This is a genomic window from Lysobacter antibioticus (genome assembly GCF_001442535.1).
In the GTDB taxonomy this organism is placed as follows: Bacteria; Pseudomonadota; Gammaproteobacteria; order Xanthomonadales; family Xanthomonadaceae; genus Lysobacter; species Lysobacter antibioticus.
The window spans coordinates 2,885,652-2,905,771 of record NZ_CP013141.1 but is presented as its reverse complement, the minus strand read 5'-3'; the positions used below and the strand labels follow the sequence as shown (position 1 = coordinate 2,905,771).

Here is a 20,120-nt window from a genome sequence, read left to right as displayed (position 1 = left end):
TTACGTAACCTGCGCCGGAATCCTCGACAGCTTCCCCCGGAGCAGACTCATGGAACTGAGCAACGCCAATTTCTACGCCTACCAGCCGGTCAACCTGCCCGCCGAAATCGATCACGAGAAGGCCGCCAAGGCCAACGCCACCGAAACGCCGTTCGTGCAGGGCGAGGGCGACAGCAACGCCATCGATCCCAACGACGTCAATCAGGACGGCTACGGCAGTTGCGCGGTGTTGTCGACGATCAAGTCGATCGCGGCGCAGAACCCGGACGTGCTCAAGAACATGATCCGCGACAACGGCGACGGCACCTACACCGTCACCTTCAACGAGTACGACAACGGCTTCCTCGGCATCGGCTCGGGCTGGGACAAGAAAGAAGTGACCGTGGCCGGCCCGTTCGACGGCAAGGCCGCCGACATCGGCGACATGGGCAAGGACGGTCAGGGCGAAGTGTGGCCGGCGATCATCGAGAAGGCCTACGCCCAGTACGCCGACGGCGGCTACAAGACCTACGACGACGGCGAGAGCCCGGCCGACGTGCAGGAGGCCATCCTGGGCCGCGACTCGCGCACCGAAAGCCCGTCCGAGTACGACTCCGGCGAGCTCAGCGACAAGCTGAAGAACGGCGAGGCCGTGGTCGCCTGGACCGCCGGCTCGGACGGCTGGAACGACGAGCAGAAGAAGCTGGCCGCCGACTACGGCGCGGTCGGCGGTCACGCTTACCGGGTCGAGGACGTCTATACCGACGCCGACGGCAACACCCGCATCAAGCTCGACAATCCCTGGGGCCACAGCGACGTCGACATGCCGTACAGCGATTACCAGAAGCTGTACCACGAAGTGAATTCGACGCCCACCAAGTAAGCACCCGCCGCTGAATATCCACGCAAGCCGCACGCCCGTGCGGCTTGCGCGTTCCTGGGCCAAGTGCTTACATGCCGTTGCCGTTCCCATCCAGGCGATCACGCAGATGAACAACAGACTTTTCCTGGCCGTCACGGCCGCGATACTGGGTCTTGCGCTGTTATCCCGCGTCGACGCGCACGAGTATCCACACGCCGCCAAGAAGGCAGGAGCCAGCATGAGCGACAGCATCCAGATCATCCAGGGCCGCACCGCCACGCACAGCCATACGCGACTCGGCCTGGTCAACGTCTTCGACCGCCAGGACGTGCGTTTGGACGTATGGAACGAGGACAAGCGCTGGCTCGGCAAACTCAAGCTCAAGCGTTCGGACGTGTTCCCGATCGCCGGCGGTTTCCTGCGCGTGCAGGACGTCGGCAACGACGGTCAGCGCGACAACGTGTCGCTGGTCGAATTCAGCGCGCCGGGCATCGATGCGCCGGCGAACAAATCGCTGGTCCTGGTCGAAGGCGGCGAACTGACCATCGGCGAGCAAGCCCTGCGCATCGTCGCCCTCGATCGCGACAGCGTCAGCATCGAAACCTGGCCGAAATTGCATCCGCGCGACGTGGTCGATGCCGTCAAGGTCCACCGCCACGACATCGCCCGCGACGGCGAGCTGAAGCTCGACACCGGTTCGCTACGCGTCGCGCGCCTGCAGCCGCGCGCCGGCGAAATGCTGGGCTTCGTCGAACTCGTCCAGCCCTGATTCGAAGCCGCAAGCGACCGTGCGGTCGCGTTCGAAAGTGAGCCGCCCGCAAAGGCCCGAGCCTTCAACCGGCCCGGGCCTTTGCTTTGGCTTTGGCTTTGGCTTTGGCTTTGCCTTTGGCTTTGCCTCTGCTTACGCCGTTGCTGTGCGACGCTTAAGCTTCGCGAAGGCAATAGAAGACCCGGAGGGCGGCGCGCAGGGATGCGCGCCGTTTTTCATCGGGACAGGGATGTCCCGTATGAAAAATCCCTGCGCATGCATCGCTCGTGCGGGCCTGTGATTCAAAGAAAAGCATTTTTCTTTGGTTACCTTTCTTTTGTTGCTTATGACAAAAGAAAGTAACCCGCCGCTTTAGTGGCGGAAGCTTTGAGCGTTTGATCCTGATCTTGCTTCAGAGATCCGTCGCGAGACCGAAACGATGCGGTCGCGGCTTGTGACCGAAGGAAATCCAGTAGGACACCGCCCCTACCCTGGGCTCTATCCGGCAGCGGCGGTAGATTGATACGTCGCGGTCGCGACTTACGTCGCTCCTACAGGAGCATCACCCGGTGACGACGCGAGATCGGGGCATGGCGGTCGCGACTTACGTCGCTCCTGCAGGGGATGGCCTCGCAGTGGCGAGAGCAGAGCTTCCGTCCGCGACGCGACAACCGGGCACCCCGGCCCCGCCACCGATGGTCATGCCCACTTCCTGCCTATGGCCTGCGAGCGATCCTCGGAGGATATTCATCGGCGTTCAGTCGATGAGGCCGCACCGATGACATCTTCCTATCGCCTGCCGCTGGCCGGGGCGCTCCTCGCCCTGGCCTTCGCCTGCATGCACCTCGGCTCCGAGTACTTCGATGGCGGCGTTCGCAGCCATCATGTGTTGAATCGGGCCGACCTGCCTGAGATCTCCAACTGGTTCGGCCTGATCATCCTGCCCGTGCTCGGCTGGGCCTTCGGCGTGCGGCTCCGCAATCGTCCCGGCACGCACAGAAGCATCTGGGTCGGACTGATCACGTCGTTGGCGTACGGCGCGGCCCTGGCCACCAGCTTCGAGCTCGGCGCCACCGACATCACCAAAGCGATCTTCTTCGGCCTGCTGCCCTTGGCGATCATCGCTCCGATCTATCGCGCCGAGTGCATGCTCGGTTTCGTCGCCGGCATGACCTTCATCTTCGGCGCGATCCTGCCCTGCATCTTCGCGGTCTTGTTCGCGAGCCTGTCGGCTGCGCTGCGCGTCGGTTTCCTGGCGATCCGCAAACGGCTCCGCCCGAACCGTGGCGCCTCGACACCCGCATCAGGGAGTAGGCGTTGAACTCCGACGCTGCGCCGCGCCGCCGATAGCGACGAACCGAGCCGTGCTCACTCGCGCCGCTTGCGCGGCTTTTCCCGCACGCGTTTGCCGCCGCTGCCGCTGCGCTGGGTCTCTTCCAGGGCCAGCACGCCGCTGTCGTTCATCTGCTCGATCCAGGTCAGGGCGTCGACGTAGGCCAGGAACTGCTGCAGATACCCCGGCGACAACTCGCTCATCAGGGTCAGCGAGCGGTGCACCAGCCTGCCGGAATTGAGCGGACCGGCATTCGCAGGCGACTGCTCCAGCGACTGTCGCAACTGGCTCTCGACGCGGAGCTTCGACCACAGCCGGCGGAACTCATCGAGCGCGCCGAGTTCCGGAAACGCTGCGCCGCTCGAAGCGCCATCGGCTGCGAGGCCATCGCGCAGCGTGGCCCGGTCGGCGATGTAGTCGACCAGACCGCTCAAGCCAGCGTCGGCACACGCGTCGGCGGTTGTGACGCCGGCAGCTTCGGTCTTGGACGCAGCCTGCTCGAGATCGCCGGCGTAGGCGCCGATCAATTCGGCCAAACGACTGTCCAGTAGACGCCGCACTTCGCCGCCATGCGCGGCGGCGCGGCGCGCCAGGGCGTCGATGCGATGAAAGCGCATCGGGCTCATGCGATCGGCGCCTTGCTCGCGCCAGGCATCGAGCATCGCTCGGGCCTGCAGTGGAGGATTACGGCTCACGGCGTGTCACATCGCCTTGGACGGCTTCGGGATCGGGGCGATTTCCACGCGCCGGTTCTTGGCCCGCCCCGCTTCCTGCGCGTTCGAACTCACCGGCTGCTCGGAACCGAACGCGGCGGCGAATACCGACGAAGCGGGCACGCCTTCGGCGATGAGGGTGCGGGTCACGGTCAGCGCGCGCCGCGCCGACAGCTCCCAGTTGTCGGCGAACTGGCGGTTGCCGTCGCGCACCTGGCGGTCGTCGGTGAAGCCGCTCACCATCAGGATCTCGTCGCGCGATCGCAGATATTCGGACAGCGGGCCGGCGAGGGTCTTCAACAGTTCCCGGCCTTCCGGCTGCAGGTGCTCGGAGTTCAGCGCGAACAAGACGCTGCCGCTGATGCCGATGCGGCCGTTGATCAGGGTCACCCGACCCGCCGCCAGCGGCACCGCCAGCGCCTGCTCCAGGGTCTTGCGGCGTTGCGCTTCGAGCTGGCGCTGCTTCACTTCCTCGCCGAGCTTGTTCGAAAGCTGCAGTTGCACGCCGATGACGCCGACCAGGATCAGCACGAACACGCCGACCAGCACCGACATCAGGTCGCCGAACGCGGCCCAGATCGGCGCATTGGATTCGGCGTCGCCGTCGATCTCCACGTTCATGCCGCTTGCGCTCCGACCGATGCCTGCCGGTCGGCCAACTGATGGATGTCGTCGATGATCTGCTTCTGCGCCAGCATGCTCAGGTCGATGACTTCCTTGGCCTGGGCCACGTAATAGGCCAGTTGCTCGTCGCTGCGCGCGAGCGACTTGTCCAGCGCGACCTCGACGCCTTGCAGGCGCTCGGCCAGCTTGTCGTTGGTCTCGCCGAACTGCTGCACGGCCGCGCCGAAGGCATCGCCCAGGCTGGCCACTTCGACCGCGCCGGCGGCGATCTGCGCGCCGACCGTGCCGAGCTTGCCGGTCTCGGCCTCGATGTGATCGGTGAAGCGGGTGCCGACGCGATCGAGCAGATCCGCCGAGGTCGCCACCAGCGCGTCGACCGCGGTGCGCTGCTCGGTGGAGGCATGGTTGACCGCGTCGAGCAGGGTTTCCAAGGTGGCCAGCAGGCGATTGCGCTCGTCCAGCATGGCGGTGTCGCGGACCATGCTGTCGGACAGCTTCTGGCGCAGTTCGGCGATGACCTCGGCCGCCGCTTTCGGCGCTTCCGAGGCGGCGTCGACCAGGCGCGTAATCTCGGCGATCGTGTCCTGAGCCTGGGCCTGGGTCCGCGTCGAGATGTCCTGCGCGGTGCGCGCCAGCGTGTCGCAGATCTCCTGCTGCCGGCTCGCGACCTGTTCGCCGGTTTGCTGCCAACGCTCGCCCAAGGCGGCGGTCATCGAACCGAAGTTCTCGGCCCAGGCCGCCAGGCGCTGTTGATCGCGCGATTCCAGCGCGTCCTGCAGTTGCTTATGCGCATCCTGCAGTGTGCCCACCAGGGACACGGCATGGCCCTCGAACGTCGCCGCGGCGGCGAGCAGCGCCTGCTGGTTGCGCGCCGCCATCTCGTCGTTGGCGCTGAGCTGCTGCGACAAGGCTTGTTTCCAGGCGTCCGCGGCCTGGCCGGTGCTGGCGTCGAAACGTGTCGACAAGCTTTCCAGCAGGCCGGTGGCCCCCTGGTCGAAGCGGCCGCTGAAGCCTTGCAAGGTGTTGCCCAGCTCCTCGATCAGACCTGCGTTGGACTGTCGCTGTTCGAGCAGCGCCTGGCTCCAACTGGTCGCGGCGGTGGCGGTGGCCGTGGCGAAGCCCGCCGACAGCCCGTCGACCTGCTGTTGCACGGCCTGGGCGACGCTCTCGCGCAGCGCGCCGGTCTCGCGGGTAACGGTCTCGTGCAAGACGCCTGTCTCGCGCGTGAGGGTCTGGTGCAGCGCGCCCGTCTCGCGCGCGATCGCCGCCATCGTGGTTTCCACGACCGGCTGCAGTACGGCGCTGGTGACACGGACGCTCTCGCCGATGCTGTCCTTCAGCGACCGCTCCACCGACGCTGCCAATTGGGCATAGGCTGCTTCGGTCCTGGCATGGAACGCGTCCTGGCCGGCGACCTGGCGCTCGTGCGCGAGCAGGCTCTGCTGCTCGATGGCCGCCATCGCCGCGGTCTCGCGCGCGATCGCCGCCATCGTGGTGTCGAGGATCGGTTGCAGCGCCGCGCTGTTGGCTCGCACGCTCTCGTCGATGCTCTGCTTCAGCGACTGCTCGACCGACGTCGCCAGGCCGGCATAGGTCGCTTCGGTCTTGGCATGGAACGCCTCCTGACCGGCGAGCTGGCGCTCGTGCACGAGCAGGCTTTGTTGCTCGATCGTCGCCATCATCGCCTGCAGGCGATCGACCAGCGCCGGCATCGTTTCGGTCTGGCGCTGCAACAGCTTGAACGCCTCCTCGCGCTGATGAACCTGCGAATGGCCGCGCAGCGTCGTCGCGATGGCGAGGTCCAGGCCTTGCACCGCCAGGCCGCGTTCGCGCCGGCACAGCGCGGACAGCAGGCCGAGCATCGCCGAGGCGGCGACGCCCGCGATCGAGGTGCCGAACGCGAACGCCAGGCCGGTGACCGGAGCGGCGATCGATTCGCGGATGGCCTGCAGGTCGGTCGCGCTTTGCAGCGCCATGCCGGTGCCGCGCAGAGTCGTCATCATGCCGAGCAAGGTGCCCAGCATGCCCAGCAACACCAGCAGGCCGACCAGATACGGCGTCAACCCCGGCGCCGGCAAGGCCACGCGCTCGCCTTCGATGCGCAGGCGCGCGGCATTGCGCAGCGAAGGATGCAGACGCCCGAGCCAGTCGCCGAGGCTGGACGGCGGCGCCGACAACTCGGCCACGGCGCGCGTCAGGGTGACGGTGGCTTGCCGATAGCGGTACAGCTCGAACCCGCCGGCGAGATAGCAGACGGCGATCAACGACGCGACCGACAGCGCCAGGGCATTCGAACCGACGTAGCCGGCACCGACCCAGACTACGGCGAGCAAACCTGCGAGAAAGACAGCGGGATAGAGCGAATTTCTGAACATGTTATCCGTGGGGACTGGTGCAAAGGGCCGCAAGCAGGCCCTGCGCAGGTTGTAGGCGAACATCCAATTCGGCGAGCAGCACCTTGTGCATGTCGTTGCGGAACGCCTCCAGCCAGACGTCGGAGACAGCCGCCGACGTATCGCCCGAGGTTTGCGCGTAGGCCGCGGCCTGACGCAGACGCTCGAAGTGCTGGCCGAGCAAGACCGGCCCGGCCGACCACAGCGTCCGCTCGCGCCGGCTCAGTGCCCGCTCCATGACCGTATCCACCGCCGCGAGCCGCTCCAGGCCGTCGCTGCGCAGCGCCAGTCGCGCACGCAGACGCTCGCGCAGGCGGCCGACGCCGGCCTCCATGCCCTGCTGCATCGCCAGATAGCGCTGGCGATAGAACGGGTAATCCAGGCTTTCCTCGGCCAACGCCTGCTCGGCCGCCGACAAGCCGGGCCCGCTCGGCCTGGCGCCGAACGCACGATCGCCGGCGATGGCCTGCGCCAAGGCGCCGCGCACGCGGGCGCATTCGTCTTCGTCGATGCGGGTCAGGGTCCGTTCGTCGAGGACGGCCGCGGGCGGCTTGCCGTCCAGCGCAGTGGACAACGCCACCGCGTGAGTCCAATCGATCCATAGACTCAGTTGATCCGACAACGATCGCGTGGGCTGGGGAAGGTCTGCAGCCGTCAGGCGAGCGAGCGAGCGGATGAACGTCGGGCCACGAACCGTCGCCCGTCGGGGTGCTTCCATCATTACTACTGGCTAAAAGATCGCCATTTTACACGTAAATGAAAAACGCCCACGGCTTGACAAGCCGCGAAGGACGGCAGGCCCGGAGCCTAAATACGGCCCCGGCGGCCGATTCAGCCGATTCATAATGATGTGTGCCATGCCCTGGGCAGGGCGCTAGCGGCCCGGAGGGTGATCCATCGCTGCGCCATCGGTGGCCTCTACCCGCCGGTTTGGCGCACCTGCGGCGGCGTGAGCCCGTTACAGGCCCCTCGCTTGCCGAGCTCATTACGGCGCGAGATGATCCCCTTCCCCGCAGGCGGTATGCCTCGACTCCGAGACAAGACGCATGGATCGACGTCGATTTGTCGCAGGATTGATACTCACGTCCTTATCGGTGCCGCTGCTAGCCAGCGATGCATTTTCCGCTTGCCCGATATGCAAGCAGGGGCACCTCGTCGACTCGGCCAAGCTTGCCGATGATCCGCACCGCCCTAGCAGGAACCTGGAGGTCTGGAGCCGGGCAGCCGATTGCCTGGCCATCGGGGAAAAGGGCGGACGGATATGTACGAACTGTTGGTACGTTTCGAGAGAAGGCTCTTGGCTGCGCTCGTCCGAACAGCCCGACGATTTCTATCGCCCTCTCAGTTACGCCATTTCCACTTTTCCAATGCCCCGGAAAGGCCGCATCAAAGGCCGAGCGATCTACGAGCAGAAACTCCTGGGCTCCGACGGCGCTCAAGGCTTCGTCGAAACGCTGCGATTTTGGAGCGTCAAGTCGAACGAATATGTGGCAGCGATCCAGAAGCACGCGGAGGCTCATTCCATCGAAATGACCCTGGAAGAGCACCCCAGCGAGCCAGGAGAGATCTACGTAGTCGCCGAGATCGAAGGCAGCTAACCGCTGTTTCGGCACAGAACTGCCAACGCAACCTCTGCACGCATCCGTTTTCCCGACTATGAAGCCAGGCGGCGGCCGAGCCCACACCGCCTCCAATGCGGCAACGCCGTGATCAAGGTCGCCGAGCGATCACTTGGCTCGGCCGACGAGGCTGGCACAAACGTCTTCCAGGTGATTCGCCGCGGCCAGTGCTGCCGCTCGTCAGGCCTCATGGCGAACGGCGAGACGGTGACGCCGAGTTGTCCGCTCCTGTAGCAGGAGCATCGCCCATGGAGGGAGCTGAAACGGCCGGCGCGAACGGACCGTCAGGCTGCTTTCTCGAATAATCCGAGAAACGCCCCGAATGCATCGCCGACCTGCTCGCACACCATGCTCCCGCGCAGATCGAACCAGTTGCAGCCGAACCAGCCGAGCGGCACGCATAGAACCGCAAGGATCAGCAGGCTCGTCATCGACGCGGCAATGCGTTTCCTGGCGATCTGAACCATGAGATCGACCAGGAACGAAAGTATCAGGCTGACGCAGACGATGGCGAGCAGGATGGCAATGCCGAGCCCCGTGTCGCCACGATGCTCCTGCGCGCGGGCCTGCCCGAAAGCGTATTGGGCGTAGAGATACAGGCCGGCCAGCGGGGCGCTTGCGAGAAATACGCGCAGCGCGATGGCCGTGGCGGTGCTGCCTGATTTCGAAGTCATCATGCCGGGAGCCGGTTCGCGCCGCGATGCGCCATCGGGCGGATCGCCGCCAAGCCGCGCGACCTCGTTTGCGATTTCCCGTTTCATGACACGCATTCCCTTGCGACTCGACGATCCAGTCTAGCCGGTCGGACACGCCCCGGGGCTCCGAGCTGAAGCATTCAGAGCGGAACCATGGTGGCCCGGGTCACCGCACATGCCAGCCCGATGGTCCGGACAAGCCGGACAGGGCAGCCAGAATGTCTCAGGGCGCGAGGGCGCGAGGATACGATCCGCACCCGCTTGCAGACCGCATCGAACGCATCACTGAATGACGTAGCCGGAGAACCGCCACAGACCGTCTTCGTCCTGGCGCAGGGAGATCAGCTCTTTCGCCGCTCGCTTGCCCTGGAACTGGCTGGAGAACTCGATGCTGGCGTACAGGCCGGGCGGAAGCGGGGCGCCGTTGCCGACCACTTCGCGGCGTACCCCTATCCAGCTGCGCGAACCCGCCGTGCCCAGGGGCTTGCGAGTCCTGCCGACATAAGCGACGAAGTCCTCGCGCTTGGCCGAACGCTTGGTCACGTTCGATGAGGCGTCCCACAGCGCACCGGCCTGGTCGCGATCGATCGCCTGCAGCAGTTGCAGCGCGGTATTGGCCAGCGTATTCGGATCGACGTCGCGCGCAGCGGCCTGTTGCGCTGCCGGCGCCGGCCGCTGCGCTTGCACCGGTGCCTGGGCGAGCGCCGTCGTGGATAACAGGCCGATGGCCATCGTCAGCAGGAAGCATTTCATGGGCCTGATCTCGATCTCTTCGTACGCTGGGGAATGATGGATGCAGCGGCGGTCGGACGGCGCGCGGCCGCGCCCGCTTACTGCTCCACGTCGGCCGAAATCTCGACACGACGGTTGGGTTGCAGGCAGGCGATCAACGCGTCCCGCCCCTTCGCGCCGTCGCAGTGGTCGACCACCGGTTCCGACTCGCCCCGACCTTCCGCAGAGACGCGTTGCTCCGGCACGCCTTCGGCGATCAGCAATCGGCGCACCGTTTCGGCGCGTTCGCGCGACAGCGCCCGGTTGGCGGGTTCGCTGCCGATCTGATCGGTATGCCCTGTCACCCGCACGTTGCGCACGCCTTTGGCGCTGCGCAACTCGCCAGCGACGCGGGCCACTTCGGCCCGACCGTCCGGTTGCAGATCGTCGGACCCGGCCCGGCCGAACGCGAACAAGGCATCGGCGGACAGGGTGAAACGACGGGGCGTAGCCGCGGCGGGCGACGACGACGGCTCCGCCGCGGCCGGCTCGCGCAGCAGATCGCCGCATCCTTCCGGCAGCCAGTAGAAACTTCGCGCGAGATAGTTCTGATCGAAGACGACCTTGTATTGGCAGGTAGTCACGCCGCCCTCGCGGCGGAAGTGAAACAGGTAATCCCACTCCCGCACGCCGGCATAGCCTTCGCGGAAGTGCGGCCGCCCCAGCAGATGATAGAGCTGCTCCTTGCTGACGCCCGGCGCCACCTGGCGCAGGTCGTCCAGGTTCGGAAACGTTCCTTCCTTGAGCACAGCGCGTTCGACCGCCGGGAAGACCACCTCGCCCGGCACGCCATCGGCGGAAATATCGCGGCTGACATGGCGGGTGCCGCATGCGGACAGCAGTCCCATCGCGACGCTGCATACGATCGCGACGCCGGCGAACCGTTTGGCTTCCATAGATGATTCCTCGCTTTGACGGATGGCCATCGTCGGGCGCGTTTGGATCCGCGCTACCGGACAGCGTTCTGATACGTTTCGAATCGGTGGCCGAGGCGGTACTCGGCCGCTCGCCATCGGTTAGCGCGCCCCGCCCGAAACCGGGGCGCGCCGGCTCTCACCACTGGATGCCGGCACCGACCGAGAAGCCCCAGTCGCGCGCGGTGTTGCCGCTGGCCTGGGCCTTATAGACCCAGCGGCCGTTCTCGGTGATGCCCGACAGGCCGACCGCCATGCCGTATTCGCCCTGATAACCGCCGGCCGCCACCGCGAGCATGCTCTTGCCCGGCAGATAGGCCTGCGGCAGGCCCGCCATCGCCATCGCCGAAGAGGTGCCGGCGCGGAAATCCTTGCGCAGGGCCCATACGTCGTTGTCGAACTGCTCGAAGCGCGCGTCGGTATAGGCCTTCGACTGATCGACGGCGTGGTTCACGCCGGCGTTGAGCTGGCTGACGTTGACCGCATCGGTGCCGGCGATGCCGGGCGCCACGCCGGTCAGGGTGCGGCCGCCCATGTTGACCTCGCCGGTGGAGTTGCTGCTGCCCACGTAGGCGGCGTTGTAGCCGCGCTGCGCGCCGACCGTGGTGGCCGAGCCGGCGCCGAGCGCGACGCTGTTGGCGTGGATCGCGGTCGCGCCGGTGCCCACGGCGGTGCTGCCGCTGCCGCTGGCCGTGCTCTGGTTGCCGACCGCCAGCGCGTTGTTGCCGCTGGCGACCGCACCGTCGCCACCGGCCGATGCGTTGGTGCCGGTCGGGCGCGGCTTGACCACCGCGTCTTCCTGGCTGACCTGGAACATGCCGTCGGAGCCGTTCTGCACCCCGGTGATGCGACCGTCGAAGGTGTTGACGGTGTTGGTCAGGTTGGCCACGTTGCCTTCGACCTGGGTGATGCGGCCGTCGAAGCCGTTGATGGTGCCGCTCAGATTGGCGATGTCGCCTTCGACGTTGGTGACCCGACCGTCGAGCGCATTGACGGCCTGATTGGTCGCGTGCAACTGCGAGCCGTTGACCGCATCGGTCGAGGTCTCCGACAACCGGCCCGCGGCGACGTTGGTGAGGGTGCGTTCGGCGCCGACGCCGCCCACGCTCACCGTGCCGACCGGTGCGCCGCCGGCGAAGTTATAAGCCGTACCGGCGATGGTGGCGCTGGCGGTGCCCACCGCCGCGGCGGTGGTCGAGCCTGCGCCGAGCGCCACGCTGTTGGCGTCGCCGGCGGTGGCGCCGGTGCCCATCGCCACCGCGTCCACCGCGGTCGCGCTGGCGTTGACGCCCGACGCGATGGCGCCGGTCGCGGTGGCGCCGTTGTTGGCGTAGTTGCCGCCGGCGATGCCGCCGTCGTTGACGCTGTAATAGTGCGTCGCACCGGCCGTCACCGCCTGGTTCAACTGATCCAGGTTCACCGCATCGGTGCCGTTGATGCCGGCCGCGACGTTGCTGATGGCGGTGCCCCCGGCGTTGATGCCGACGTTGGTGATGCTGGGGCCGCCGGCGATGGTCAGGCCGTTGGTGGTGATCGTGGTATTGCCCACCACCACGCTGTTGAAGCTCGGGTCCGGCACCACGCCCACCGTCAAGGTACCGGTGCCGTCGTCGTAGGCGACCGTCGCATTGCTGCCGGCGGCCACGGTCAGGGTTTCGCCCGGGCCGATATTGCCGCCGTTGCCGCCGGCCGCGATGTTCCAGCCGGCGCTGGCGCTGTCGTTGATCTGGGTCAGCGCGTCCTGCACGTTGTTGTAGGTGTTGCCGCCTACCGCCAGCCCGGCGGTTACCGTGTGGGTGACCGGGTTATAGACCGAGCTGCCGCCCAGCGAGGCCGCCGTGCTGTTGCCCAACTGGTCGAGGTTGCCGCCCAACGCGCCTACGGCCTGATTGGTGGCGAACAGTTGCGAGCCGTTGATCGCATCGGTGGAGGCGGACGACACCCGGCCTGCGGCGACGTAGGTGATGGTGCGCTCGGCGCCCGCGGCACCGACGCTGACCGTGCTGGTCGGCGCGATGCCGGCGTAGCCGTAGGCGACGCCGTCGATGCTGTCGCCGGTCGTCGCCACCACCGTGTCGGTGGTCGAGCCCGAACCCAGCGCCACATCGCCGGCCTGGGCGCCGGCGCTCGCGCCGAAGCCCACGGCCGTCGCGCCGTCGGTGGCGGCACTGGCACCGACGCCCGCGGCCAATGCGTTGATGCCGGCGGCGCCGTCGTTGTTGTAGTTGCCGCCGATCGTGCCGTTGTCGTTGACGCTGTAGTAATGCGTCCGCACGGCCGTCGTCGCGTCGGTCAACTGACTGACGTTGACCGCATCGGTAGCGGCCACGCCGGGCGCTACGTTGGCGATGACCAGACCGCCGGCATTGATGCCGGTCGTGGTGATGCTGGGACCGCCGGTGATGGTCAGGCCGTTGCTGTTGAGCAGGCTGTTGCCGGCGCTGACGCTGTCGACGGTGATGGCGTCGGCCAGGTCGAAGTTGACGTTATCGTCGGCCGCGATCTTGCTGACCACGATGTTGCCGTCGGTGTTGTGCAGATCGACGGCTTCGCCCGGCGCCACGTTGCTGGCGTTGGCGCCCTGTGCGCTGAGGTTCCAGCCGGCGCTGGCGGTGGTCGCGACCGCCTCGATCGCCTGGTTGGTCGCGAACAGCTGCGAGCCGTTGATGGCGTCGGTCGACGAACCGGAAATTCGGCCCGCCGCCACGTTGGTGAGGGTCCGCTCATTGCCGGCCGTGCCCACGCTGACCGTGCTGGTCGGTGCGACACCGGCGAAGTTATAGGTCACCCCGTCGATGGTCGTGCTCGGGGTGGCGACCGCGACTGCCGTCGTCGATCCCGAGCCCAGCGCCACGTCGCGTGCGTTATTGGCCACGGCGGTGTCGCCGAAAGCCACTGCGCCGGCCGCCAGCGCACGGCTGGTGTGGCCGATGGCGACGCTGCCCTGGCCGACCACGGTGTTCTGGAAGCCGATGCCGACCGCGCCCTGCGCGGCGATGCCGGCTACGCCCACGGCCTGGCCGCCGCCGCCGACCATGTTGGTGTTGCCCATCGCCACCGAGCCGTTGCCGGTGGCGGTGTTGTCGAGGCCCTGCGCGATCGCGCCGTTGCCGGTGGCGGTGTTCGGATCGCCGATCGCCACCGCGCCGTTGCCGCTGGCGAAGTTGCCGGCGCCGATCGCGACCGCGCGGCCGCCGGTGGCGGTCGAGCTGGTGCCGATCGCGACCGCATCGGCCGAATCGGCGAGCGCACTGCGACCGGCGGCGATGGCATTGTCGGCGCTGGCGTTGGCGCCCCAACCGGCGGCGAAGGCGTAATTGCCGCCCGCGGTGGAGCTGACGCCGACCGCGGTGGCGTTGCCGCCGGTGGCGCTGGACAAGGTGCCCAGGGCGCTCGCGCCGGCCCCGGTGGCGCTGGCGCTGGCGCCGAGCGCGACGGCATTGATGTTGTTGGCGACCGTGCTCCTGCCCAGCGCCATCGAGCCCTGGCCCGATGCGGCCGCGGTCATGCCGAGCGCGATCGCCGTCTGTGCGGAGGCATTGGCCTGCGCGCCGAGCGCGAGCGAACTCAGTGCGGTGGCGCTCGCGCTCGGCCCGATCGCGGCCGAGTCGACGCCCGTGGCCGCGCTCAGCCGCCCCATCGCGATGGCGTATTGCTCCGAAGCGGTGACATCGGTGCCGATGGCAATGGCGCCGAAGCCGGTGGACCCGGTGCCGGCGACGGTGCGCGAGCCCAGGTACAGCGAATTGAGGTTGGAGGCGATCGACTGGAAGCCGATCGCGACGGCGTTCTGGCCGCCGGCGAAGGCGCCTGTGCCTTGGGCGATGGTGTCCAGCACCGCGGCGTTCGCGAAGTAACCCATGGCGACGCTGCGCAGTCCGGCCGCGGTCGAGTGGTCGCCGAAGGCCACGGCGACCACTCCGGTCGCGCGCGATACGCTGCCCATGGCGATGGAGCCGTCGGCGTTCGAGGTCACGTCGGTGCCGATGGCGATCGAGCCGCCGCCCAGCGCGCCGGTCCCGGCCGCGGTGCGCGCGCCGAGGTAGAGGGAATTGGCGCCGGTGGAATAGGCCCCGAACCCGACCGAGATCGAGTTCAGCGCGGTGGTGCGCGCGGTATAGCCGACCGCGACCCCGCCGAGCACCTCGGCGGTCGCGAGCGAGCCCAGCGCGGTCGCGCCAGTCCCGGACGCGCGCGAGTTGAAGCCCATGCACGAGGCGGTGCCGTTGTAGAAGTTGTACGGCGGCCCGCTGCAATCCACCGCCTGCGCCTGCGCGGCCGGGGACCACCCCACCGCGCCCATCGTCGCCAGCGCGGCCAGGATCCCGGCGCACAACGTCGCCGCCGAATACGAAGCCCTGTTACCGCTGCCGATGGCTTGGCCGCGCGGCGCGGCCAGTTCCGAAGCGACCACCAGCCGATTGAGCGACCGGCTCCATACCACGCTGTAGATTCTGTTCATTACTCGTTTCCCCAGTTGCACGCCAATCCGATGGGCCGTGGGATGAAGGTGATGCGGTGTCGCCTGTGAAGTTTTCCGCGAGGCATCGCGAAGGTCGTCATGGCGACGCGGCGCCGCTCGCGTAACCGACGCGGTCGCGTTCTCGACGAAGCGCAGGCCGGCTACGGGTGAGGCGCTATCGGCAATCGCGTCGTACGAAGCGCGAGCGGTTGCGCGCCTCGCAACAGCCAACGAAGCAGAACAAGGCGCCCGCCCTGCGTCGTACTGCCGACCTGTGCGCCGTGTGCAGGGTTCATGCATTGCCCGGCCCGATGACGGCCCGGAGCGTGCGGTTCCTGCGATACGGAGCAACGCGCTGCGTGGCAAACACTAGTGACCGCGCAAAGCGATTACACGCACGAGGATTCACGAAAAATTTCAGCCGGTTGCGCTTGCGTCACACGCGATATCGCGATAGCCGTCGCGTCCGCACCGGATCGAGCGTCGACTTCGTGTGCGACCGCTTCGACATCGACGCCGCGATCGTGCCGCGATGCGTGCAAGCGTCGGTTGCCGTCGGCATCGCATCCAGGACGCGCGCCATCGCGGCCTCGAAGCGCGTCGGCGCGCATCGACGCAGCGAGCCGTCGGAGCTCCCGCGCGCGTTCGCACGGCCCGATGCCGCGGCATGGCGGCGACTTACCGTCGCCTGCGGCCGCGCAGCGACGACGCGACGGCTTGGGCAAGGGGTGGATGAAGACGCCATCGGCGATCGTCGGCGCGTCTTCGGATGACGGCCGCCGCCGACACGGGCCGCGGCGATACGCCACGGTATCCATCGGCGAAGTTTCAAACGCTCACCGATGGTGAGAAATTGATGGCCGAGCTTGCGTGGTTCGGCAGCCCGGGAGCCGCATGAACGGTGATATGGATCGCAATTCTTCGCCGAGAGCGGTCGTTGTCCACGTCCTGTCTGATCGCGGTGCTAGGCTGTCCACCGGTAGTCATACAAGGAAGGGGACCCGTCCTGTCAGGCCCGGCGCAGCGACCGCGCGGGCGCCGGATCGGACCGGTCCGACCGCTGCTCGGCCGCCCCGCCGCAACGCTCGAGTGTCCTGGCCTTCAACCGCTTTTCTGCGTCAACCGTCCCGATGACCGCACGCGAATCGTTCCCTCCCCTTTGGCATCGCTTCATCGGCTGGATGCAACGCGTGCCGATCCGCGCGGCGCGCGACAAACGCAACGCCATGGCGCTGCAAGCGATACTCGCCGTCGTCGCGGTCACCACGCTGTTGATGGCGATCGGGTCCTGCGCCGCCGCGCCGGACATGGCGAGCTACACCGAGCACTGGCTGCTGCTGATCGTCAGCGCCTATACCTGGGCCTGCCTCTATCTGCTGCGCCACGGGCTGTTCCGCTTATCGACCAGCCTTACCGTCATCGGCGGCGTGATCCTGATGGCCGTGAGTTACCACGCCTACGGACTGCGCTCGCAGTCCGGCCTGCAGATCACCCACCTGCTTCCCCTGCTGTTGTCGGGATTGTTCCTGGGCAGGACCGCGGTCTGGTGGACCGCCCTGGCCTACGCCGCCGCACTCGCGATCGGGGCGCGCACCGACCTGCAACTCGCGACCGATTCCATGCAGGCCTCGGAAGCCTCGACCAACCTGCTTCTGTCGGGGATGAATTTTCTCGTCCTGGTGGCGATCCTGGACCGCTTGATCCTGTCGTCGCGACGGGCGATCAGCCGCAGCGAAGAACTCAACGCGCTGTGCCTGGAGCTCCAGCGCCAGGTGGAAGAGAAAGAACGCGCTTACGAGCGTCTGGTGCAAACCCAGAAGATGGAAACCATCGGCCGGCTTTCGACCGGCATCGCCCACGATTTCAATGCCATCCTCAGCGTGATCCTGGGCCACGCGACGTCCGTGGGCCGGCGTGGCGACATCGACGCGGTCCTGCCTGGAATACGCCAGGCGGCGCGCAGCGGCGCCACCCTCACCCGGCGCCTGCTCAGCTTCAGCCGCACGCATACGCGACACCTGTCCACATTCGATCTCGCCGAGGCGATCGAAGAAGTGCGGCCGTTGATCCTGCCGGTGTTCCCGCGCGCGATCGAGGTATCGCTGGACACCTCGGCCTCGGGCCTGTGGGTCAAGGCCGACCGGGACGAGCTGGTGCTGGCGCTGTTGAACGTAGCCAGTAACGCCTGCGATGCCATGCCGCAGGGCGGTCGTTTCACTTTGTCGGTCGAGGCCGACGGAGATCACGCCTGCATCGGCTTGGAAGACACCGGCGTCGGCATGACGCCGGAAGTGCTCGCGCGCTTGTACGAGCCGTTCTTCACGACCAAGCCCAGGGACCGGGGCACCGGGATCGGCATGGCGACCGTGCATCGCTTCGTCGCCGACCACGGTGGCGCGATCACGGCAGAAAGCGCCCCCGGCGAGGGCACGCGCATCCGAATCCGCTTGCCGCTGGCCGAGCCCGAAGACAGCCTGCGGGATGAGGCCGACTGGGAGCTTGCGCAGACGCCGCACAGGACGAGCCATCGCGAGATCTCGACGGTCGTACCGACGGACCCGGCCATGACGCGCCACGCCGCCGCCCCCTGATCGCCGGGACCGGCGCGGCACTCGCTCGGTCGGCACTGGCCCAGTCGGCCCTCACTCAATCCGGAGGCTTCGCCGGCATTCTGTCCTGGCTCGTGCCGATGTGGGTGGCGGCGACCAGCACCAGCAAACCCAGGGCCGTCGCCAGGATCAAGGCCCAGGGCCGCAGATACCAGGGCTGCGGGTTGAGAATGCTCAGGCGGGCCGATACCGGCGACCAACGTCCCCCCAGGGTGCGCGCCTGCACTTCGAACAGGTGCTCTCCCCAGGGAATCAGCGGGTACAGAATGCTGCGGTTCTGTCCGGCATCCACCCAGCCGTGATCGAATCCGAGCAAGCGAAAGCGAAAATAGGTTTCCCGCGGCCGGCTCAGATTGATGGCGGTGTAATGAATTTCCAGGCTGCGCGCGAAAGGCTCCAAGGCCAGCGAAGATCCTGCGATCTGCTGGGTGCGTCCGGTGACCGCCACCTGTTCGATGCGGGCTCTCAGCGGGACCGATGCAACCACCGGAAAATCCTTGGGGTCGACGACGGCGAAGCCTTCGACCAGCGAGAACCACAGCCGCCCCTGGGTATCGCGGTGGCACGCGGTCGAATGGCCGCCGTTGATTTCGGCCGGGACCAAGCCATCGCCCGCGGCGTAGCCGACCGACTCGATCTTGGCGCCGGCTTCGCCCGGCGTCGGCAACACGGTGATGCCGCGGTTGCCGCCCAGCCATAGACGCCCTTGGCCGTCGGGCAGGATGCACGACACCGTGTCGTCGAACAGGCCGTTGCGGCTGTCGTAACGCTGCACTTGTCCGTTGCGGATCCGGTTGAGACCGCCGCCGTAGGTGCCCACCCACAACGTGGCGGTGGCCCGGTCTTCATACACGGCGCGTGCAAAACGCGACGACAAGCCCTCGCGGGGCGTCCATCGCTCGACAACGCGGTCGCCGAGCAAACGCCACACGCCGCGGTCGCCGACGAACCAGTCGCCGCCGCTCGCCGCCGGGACGATGGCATTGATGCTCATGTCGCCCAGCGCCTCGATGCGGTGCTGCCCGGAGATACGCCGTTCGCCATCGATCTCGACCGCGAGCACGGAGCGGCCCGAGCTGACGAGCAGACGTCCCTCGCTTCTTCGCCAGACATTGACCGCCCCGCCCCCCGGCCAATTTCCGACGAGCTTCGGCCGGCCGTCGGCGATGCGCACCAACAGCCCCTCCGCCGTACCGGCCCAGAGCGCGCCGTCGCCGTCCAAGGCCAGGCTGGTGACGCATTCGTCGCCCGCGGCTCGCAGGACCGGCTGCCGCAGCATGCGGCCGTCCTGTCGCCAATGACGCAGCCCTCCGCAAGCCGAACCGAGCCATAGGCCGCCCTGTCCATCGGCGACGATCGCGCGGCCGGCCATGTTCACGCCGCCATGGAAAGCGGGGATCTCTCCGAACACCGGCTTGCGTACGCGCAACAGCCCCTTGCTGCCGCTGCCCAACCACAGGTTGCCCTCGTCGTCCCGCGCCAGGCTGATCACGCCCATGCCGAACAGTTCGGGAATATCCTGCCAGCCGCCGCCACCGTCTTCCCTCAGCATTCGCCCGGACGCCGTCGCCACCCACCATCGCTCATCGGCATCCTTTATCGCCGCGGTCGGGCTTGCCACACCCAAGGGCTGCCATTGGCCTTGACCGGGCCGGTAGCGATAAAGCGCACGGTTGGTGCCGACCAGCAAGTCGTCGCCGCTGGTTTTCAACACCTGCACCCATCCGTCCCCAGCCGGCAACGGCAGGCGACGAAGCCGTCCATCGTCGACAACGAACAGGCCTTCCCCGCCGCTTACGTAAATATGCCCCTGCCGATCGCGCACCAGCTGCGTATGGCCGGTTCGTTGCGAATCGATCCAGGTCGGCTGCCGGCGCACGGGGTCCAGCGTGAACAAGCCGACATTGCTGAGGATCCACAGCGTCCGGTCGGGCGTCTGCGCGATCGCGTTGACCTGGCAGGTACCGCCGCAGAGCGGCAGGTGATGGAACGCCCCTTGCCTGTACACGCTCAAGCCGGCGTCCTGCGTCCCGATCCACAGTTGCTGGCGTTCGTCTTCATGCAGCGCCAGGATGCGATCGCTCGCGGGCCCGGCTTGCGGCTCGCGCTGCGGACCGGAGGCATCGAGCGACGGCTCGGCGCGAAAGATACTGGATGCCAAACCGTCGAAACGCGCCAGGCCGCCGAACGTACCGATCCAGAGATAGCCGTCGCGGGTCTGGAGCACGGCATTCACGCCGCCTTGCGGCAGCCCGTCGTCTCCGGTGAACGCGTGCACGCCCACCCGATAGCGCGGCTGCACCCCCGGCGAGGCCGAAGCGGAACCCCACAGGACCAACAGAAACAGCGCCGACCACGTCAGCCGCAACCCAGCCTTGAGACTACTCACACCGCGCCT

At 67.4% G+C, this 20,120-nt stretch carries 15 protein-coding genes; 6 read left to right on the top strand and 9 right to left on the bottom strand.

What is annotated here, in order from left to right:
* The first annotated feature begins 49 nt into the window (after positions 1–49).
* From GLA29479_RS11735 to GLA29479_RS11725, 3 genes are all read left to right on the top strand, one after another.
* On the top strand, positions 50–862 hold the full coding sequence (locus tag GLA29479_RS11735) for a C2 family cysteine protease (protein ID WP_057971694.1): 813 nt from the start codon (positions 50–52) through the stop codon (positions 860–862).
* Between the two features lie 217 nt (positions 863–1,079).
* Entirely contained in the window at positions 1,080–1,610 is a 531-nt protein-coding gene (locus tag GLA29479_RS11730; RefSeq protein WP_057971693.1) for a hypothetical protein, read from the top strand.
* A 697-nt stretch (positions 1,611–2,307) separates the two neighbouring features.
* Complete coding sequence (locus GLA29479_RS11725; RefSeq protein WP_144436480.1) at positions 2,308–2,910, top strand: hypothetical protein; 603 nt, start codon at positions 2,308–2,310, stop codon at positions 2,908–2,910.
* Between the two features lie 47 nt (positions 2,911–2,957).
* Here the strand turns inward: GLA29479_RS11725 and GLA29479_RS11720 are convergent, their stop codons facing one another.
* From GLA29479_RS11720 to GLA29479_RS11705, 4 genes are read right to left on the bottom strand one after another with little or no spacing between them, the layout of a single operon-like run.
* A complete protein-coding gene (locus GLA29479_RS11720) occupies positions 2,958–3,617 on the bottom strand; it encodes a DUF2894 domain-containing protein (RefSeq protein WP_211264973.1) in 660 nt (219 codons plus the stop codon).
* A gap of 6 nt (positions 3,618–3,623) precedes the next feature.
* Positions 3,624–4,256, bottom strand: a complete 633-nt coding sequence (locus GLA29479_RS11715) for an OmpA family protein (protein ID WP_057916506.1) — start codon at positions 4,254–4,256, stop codon at positions 3,624–3,626.
* Positions 4,253–6,634 (bottom strand): DUF802 domain-containing protein, encoded by a 2,382-nt coding sequence (locus GLA29479_RS11710; RefSeq protein WP_057971690.1) that lies wholly within the window; start codon positions 6,632–6,634, stop codon positions 4,253–4,255. The genes GLA29479_RS11715 and GLA29479_RS11710 overlap by 4 nt, the downstream gene beginning before the upstream one ends.
* 1 nt (position 6,635) lies before the next feature.
* Positions 6,636–7,370, bottom strand: coding sequence for a DUF3348 domain-containing protein (locus tag GLA29479_RS11705; protein ID WP_425599930.1), 735 nt, complete (start codon positions 7,368–7,370; stop codon positions 6,636–6,638).
* Between the two features lie 328 nt (positions 7,371–7,698).
* Here GLA29479_RS11705 and GLA29479_RS24530 point away from each other — a divergent pair, with 328 nt between their 5' ends.
* Positions 7,699–8,250 (top strand): hypothetical protein, encoded by a 552-nt coding sequence (locus GLA29479_RS24530; protein WP_144436479.1) that lies wholly within the window; start codon positions 7,699–7,701, stop codon positions 8,248–8,250.
* A gap of 305 nt (positions 8,251–8,555) precedes the next feature.
* Here GLA29479_RS24530 and GLA29479_RS11695 read toward each other — a convergent pair whose 3' ends face one another.
* The 4 genes from GLA29479_RS11695 to GLA29479_RS11680 form a co-directional block, all read right to left on the bottom strand.
* Positions 8,556–9,032 carry a hypothetical protein gene (locus GLA29479_RS11695; protein ID WP_144436478.1) on the bottom strand — a complete coding sequence of 159 codons (477 nt, stop codon included), beginning with the start codon at positions 9,030–9,032 and terminating at the stop codon, positions 8,556–8,558.
* A gap of 216 nt (positions 9,033–9,248) precedes the next feature.
* Complete coding sequence (locus GLA29479_RS11690) at positions 9,249–9,719, bottom strand: DUF4019 domain-containing protein (RefSeq protein ID WP_057916501.1); 471 nt, start codon at positions 9,717–9,719, stop codon at positions 9,249–9,251.
* Positions 9,720–9,796: 77 nt separating this feature from the next.
* Positions 9,797–10,633 carry an OmpA family protein gene (locus GLA29479_RS11685; protein ID WP_057971686.1) on the bottom strand — a complete coding sequence of 279 codons (837 nt, stop codon included), beginning with the start codon at positions 10,631–10,633 and terminating at the stop codon, positions 9,797–9,799.
* Between the two features lie 157 nt (positions 10,634–10,790).
* Positions 10,791–15,113 (bottom strand): YadA-like family protein, encoded by a 4,323-nt coding sequence (locus GLA29479_RS11680; protein WP_057971685.1) that lies wholly within the window; start codon positions 15,111–15,113, stop codon positions 10,791–10,793.
* Positions 15,114–15,544: 431 nt separating this feature from the next.
* Here GLA29479_RS11680 and GLA29479_RS24525 point away from each other — a divergent pair, with 431 nt between their 5' ends.
* Both GLA29479_RS24525 and GLA29479_RS11675 read left to right on the top strand, forming a co-directional pair.
* Positions 15,545–15,886 (top strand): hypothetical protein, encoded by a 342-nt coding sequence (locus GLA29479_RS24525; protein WP_144436477.1) that lies wholly within the window; start codon positions 15,545–15,547, stop codon positions 15,884–15,886.
* A gap of 357 nt (positions 15,887–16,243) precedes the next feature.
* Entirely contained in the window at positions 16,244–17,704 is a 1,461-nt protein-coding gene (locus GLA29479_RS11675) for a sensor histidine kinase (RefSeq protein WP_057971684.1), read from the top strand.
* Positions 17,705–17,759: 55 nt separating this feature from the next.
* Here GLA29479_RS11675 and GLA29479_RS11670 read toward each other — a convergent pair whose 3' ends face one another.
* Positions 17,760–20,111, bottom strand: a complete 2,352-nt coding sequence (locus tag GLA29479_RS11670) for a ligand-binding sensor domain-containing protein (protein WP_082638576.1) — start codon at positions 20,109–20,111, stop codon at positions 17,760–17,762.
* Positions 20,112–20,120: the final 9 nt, after the last annotated feature.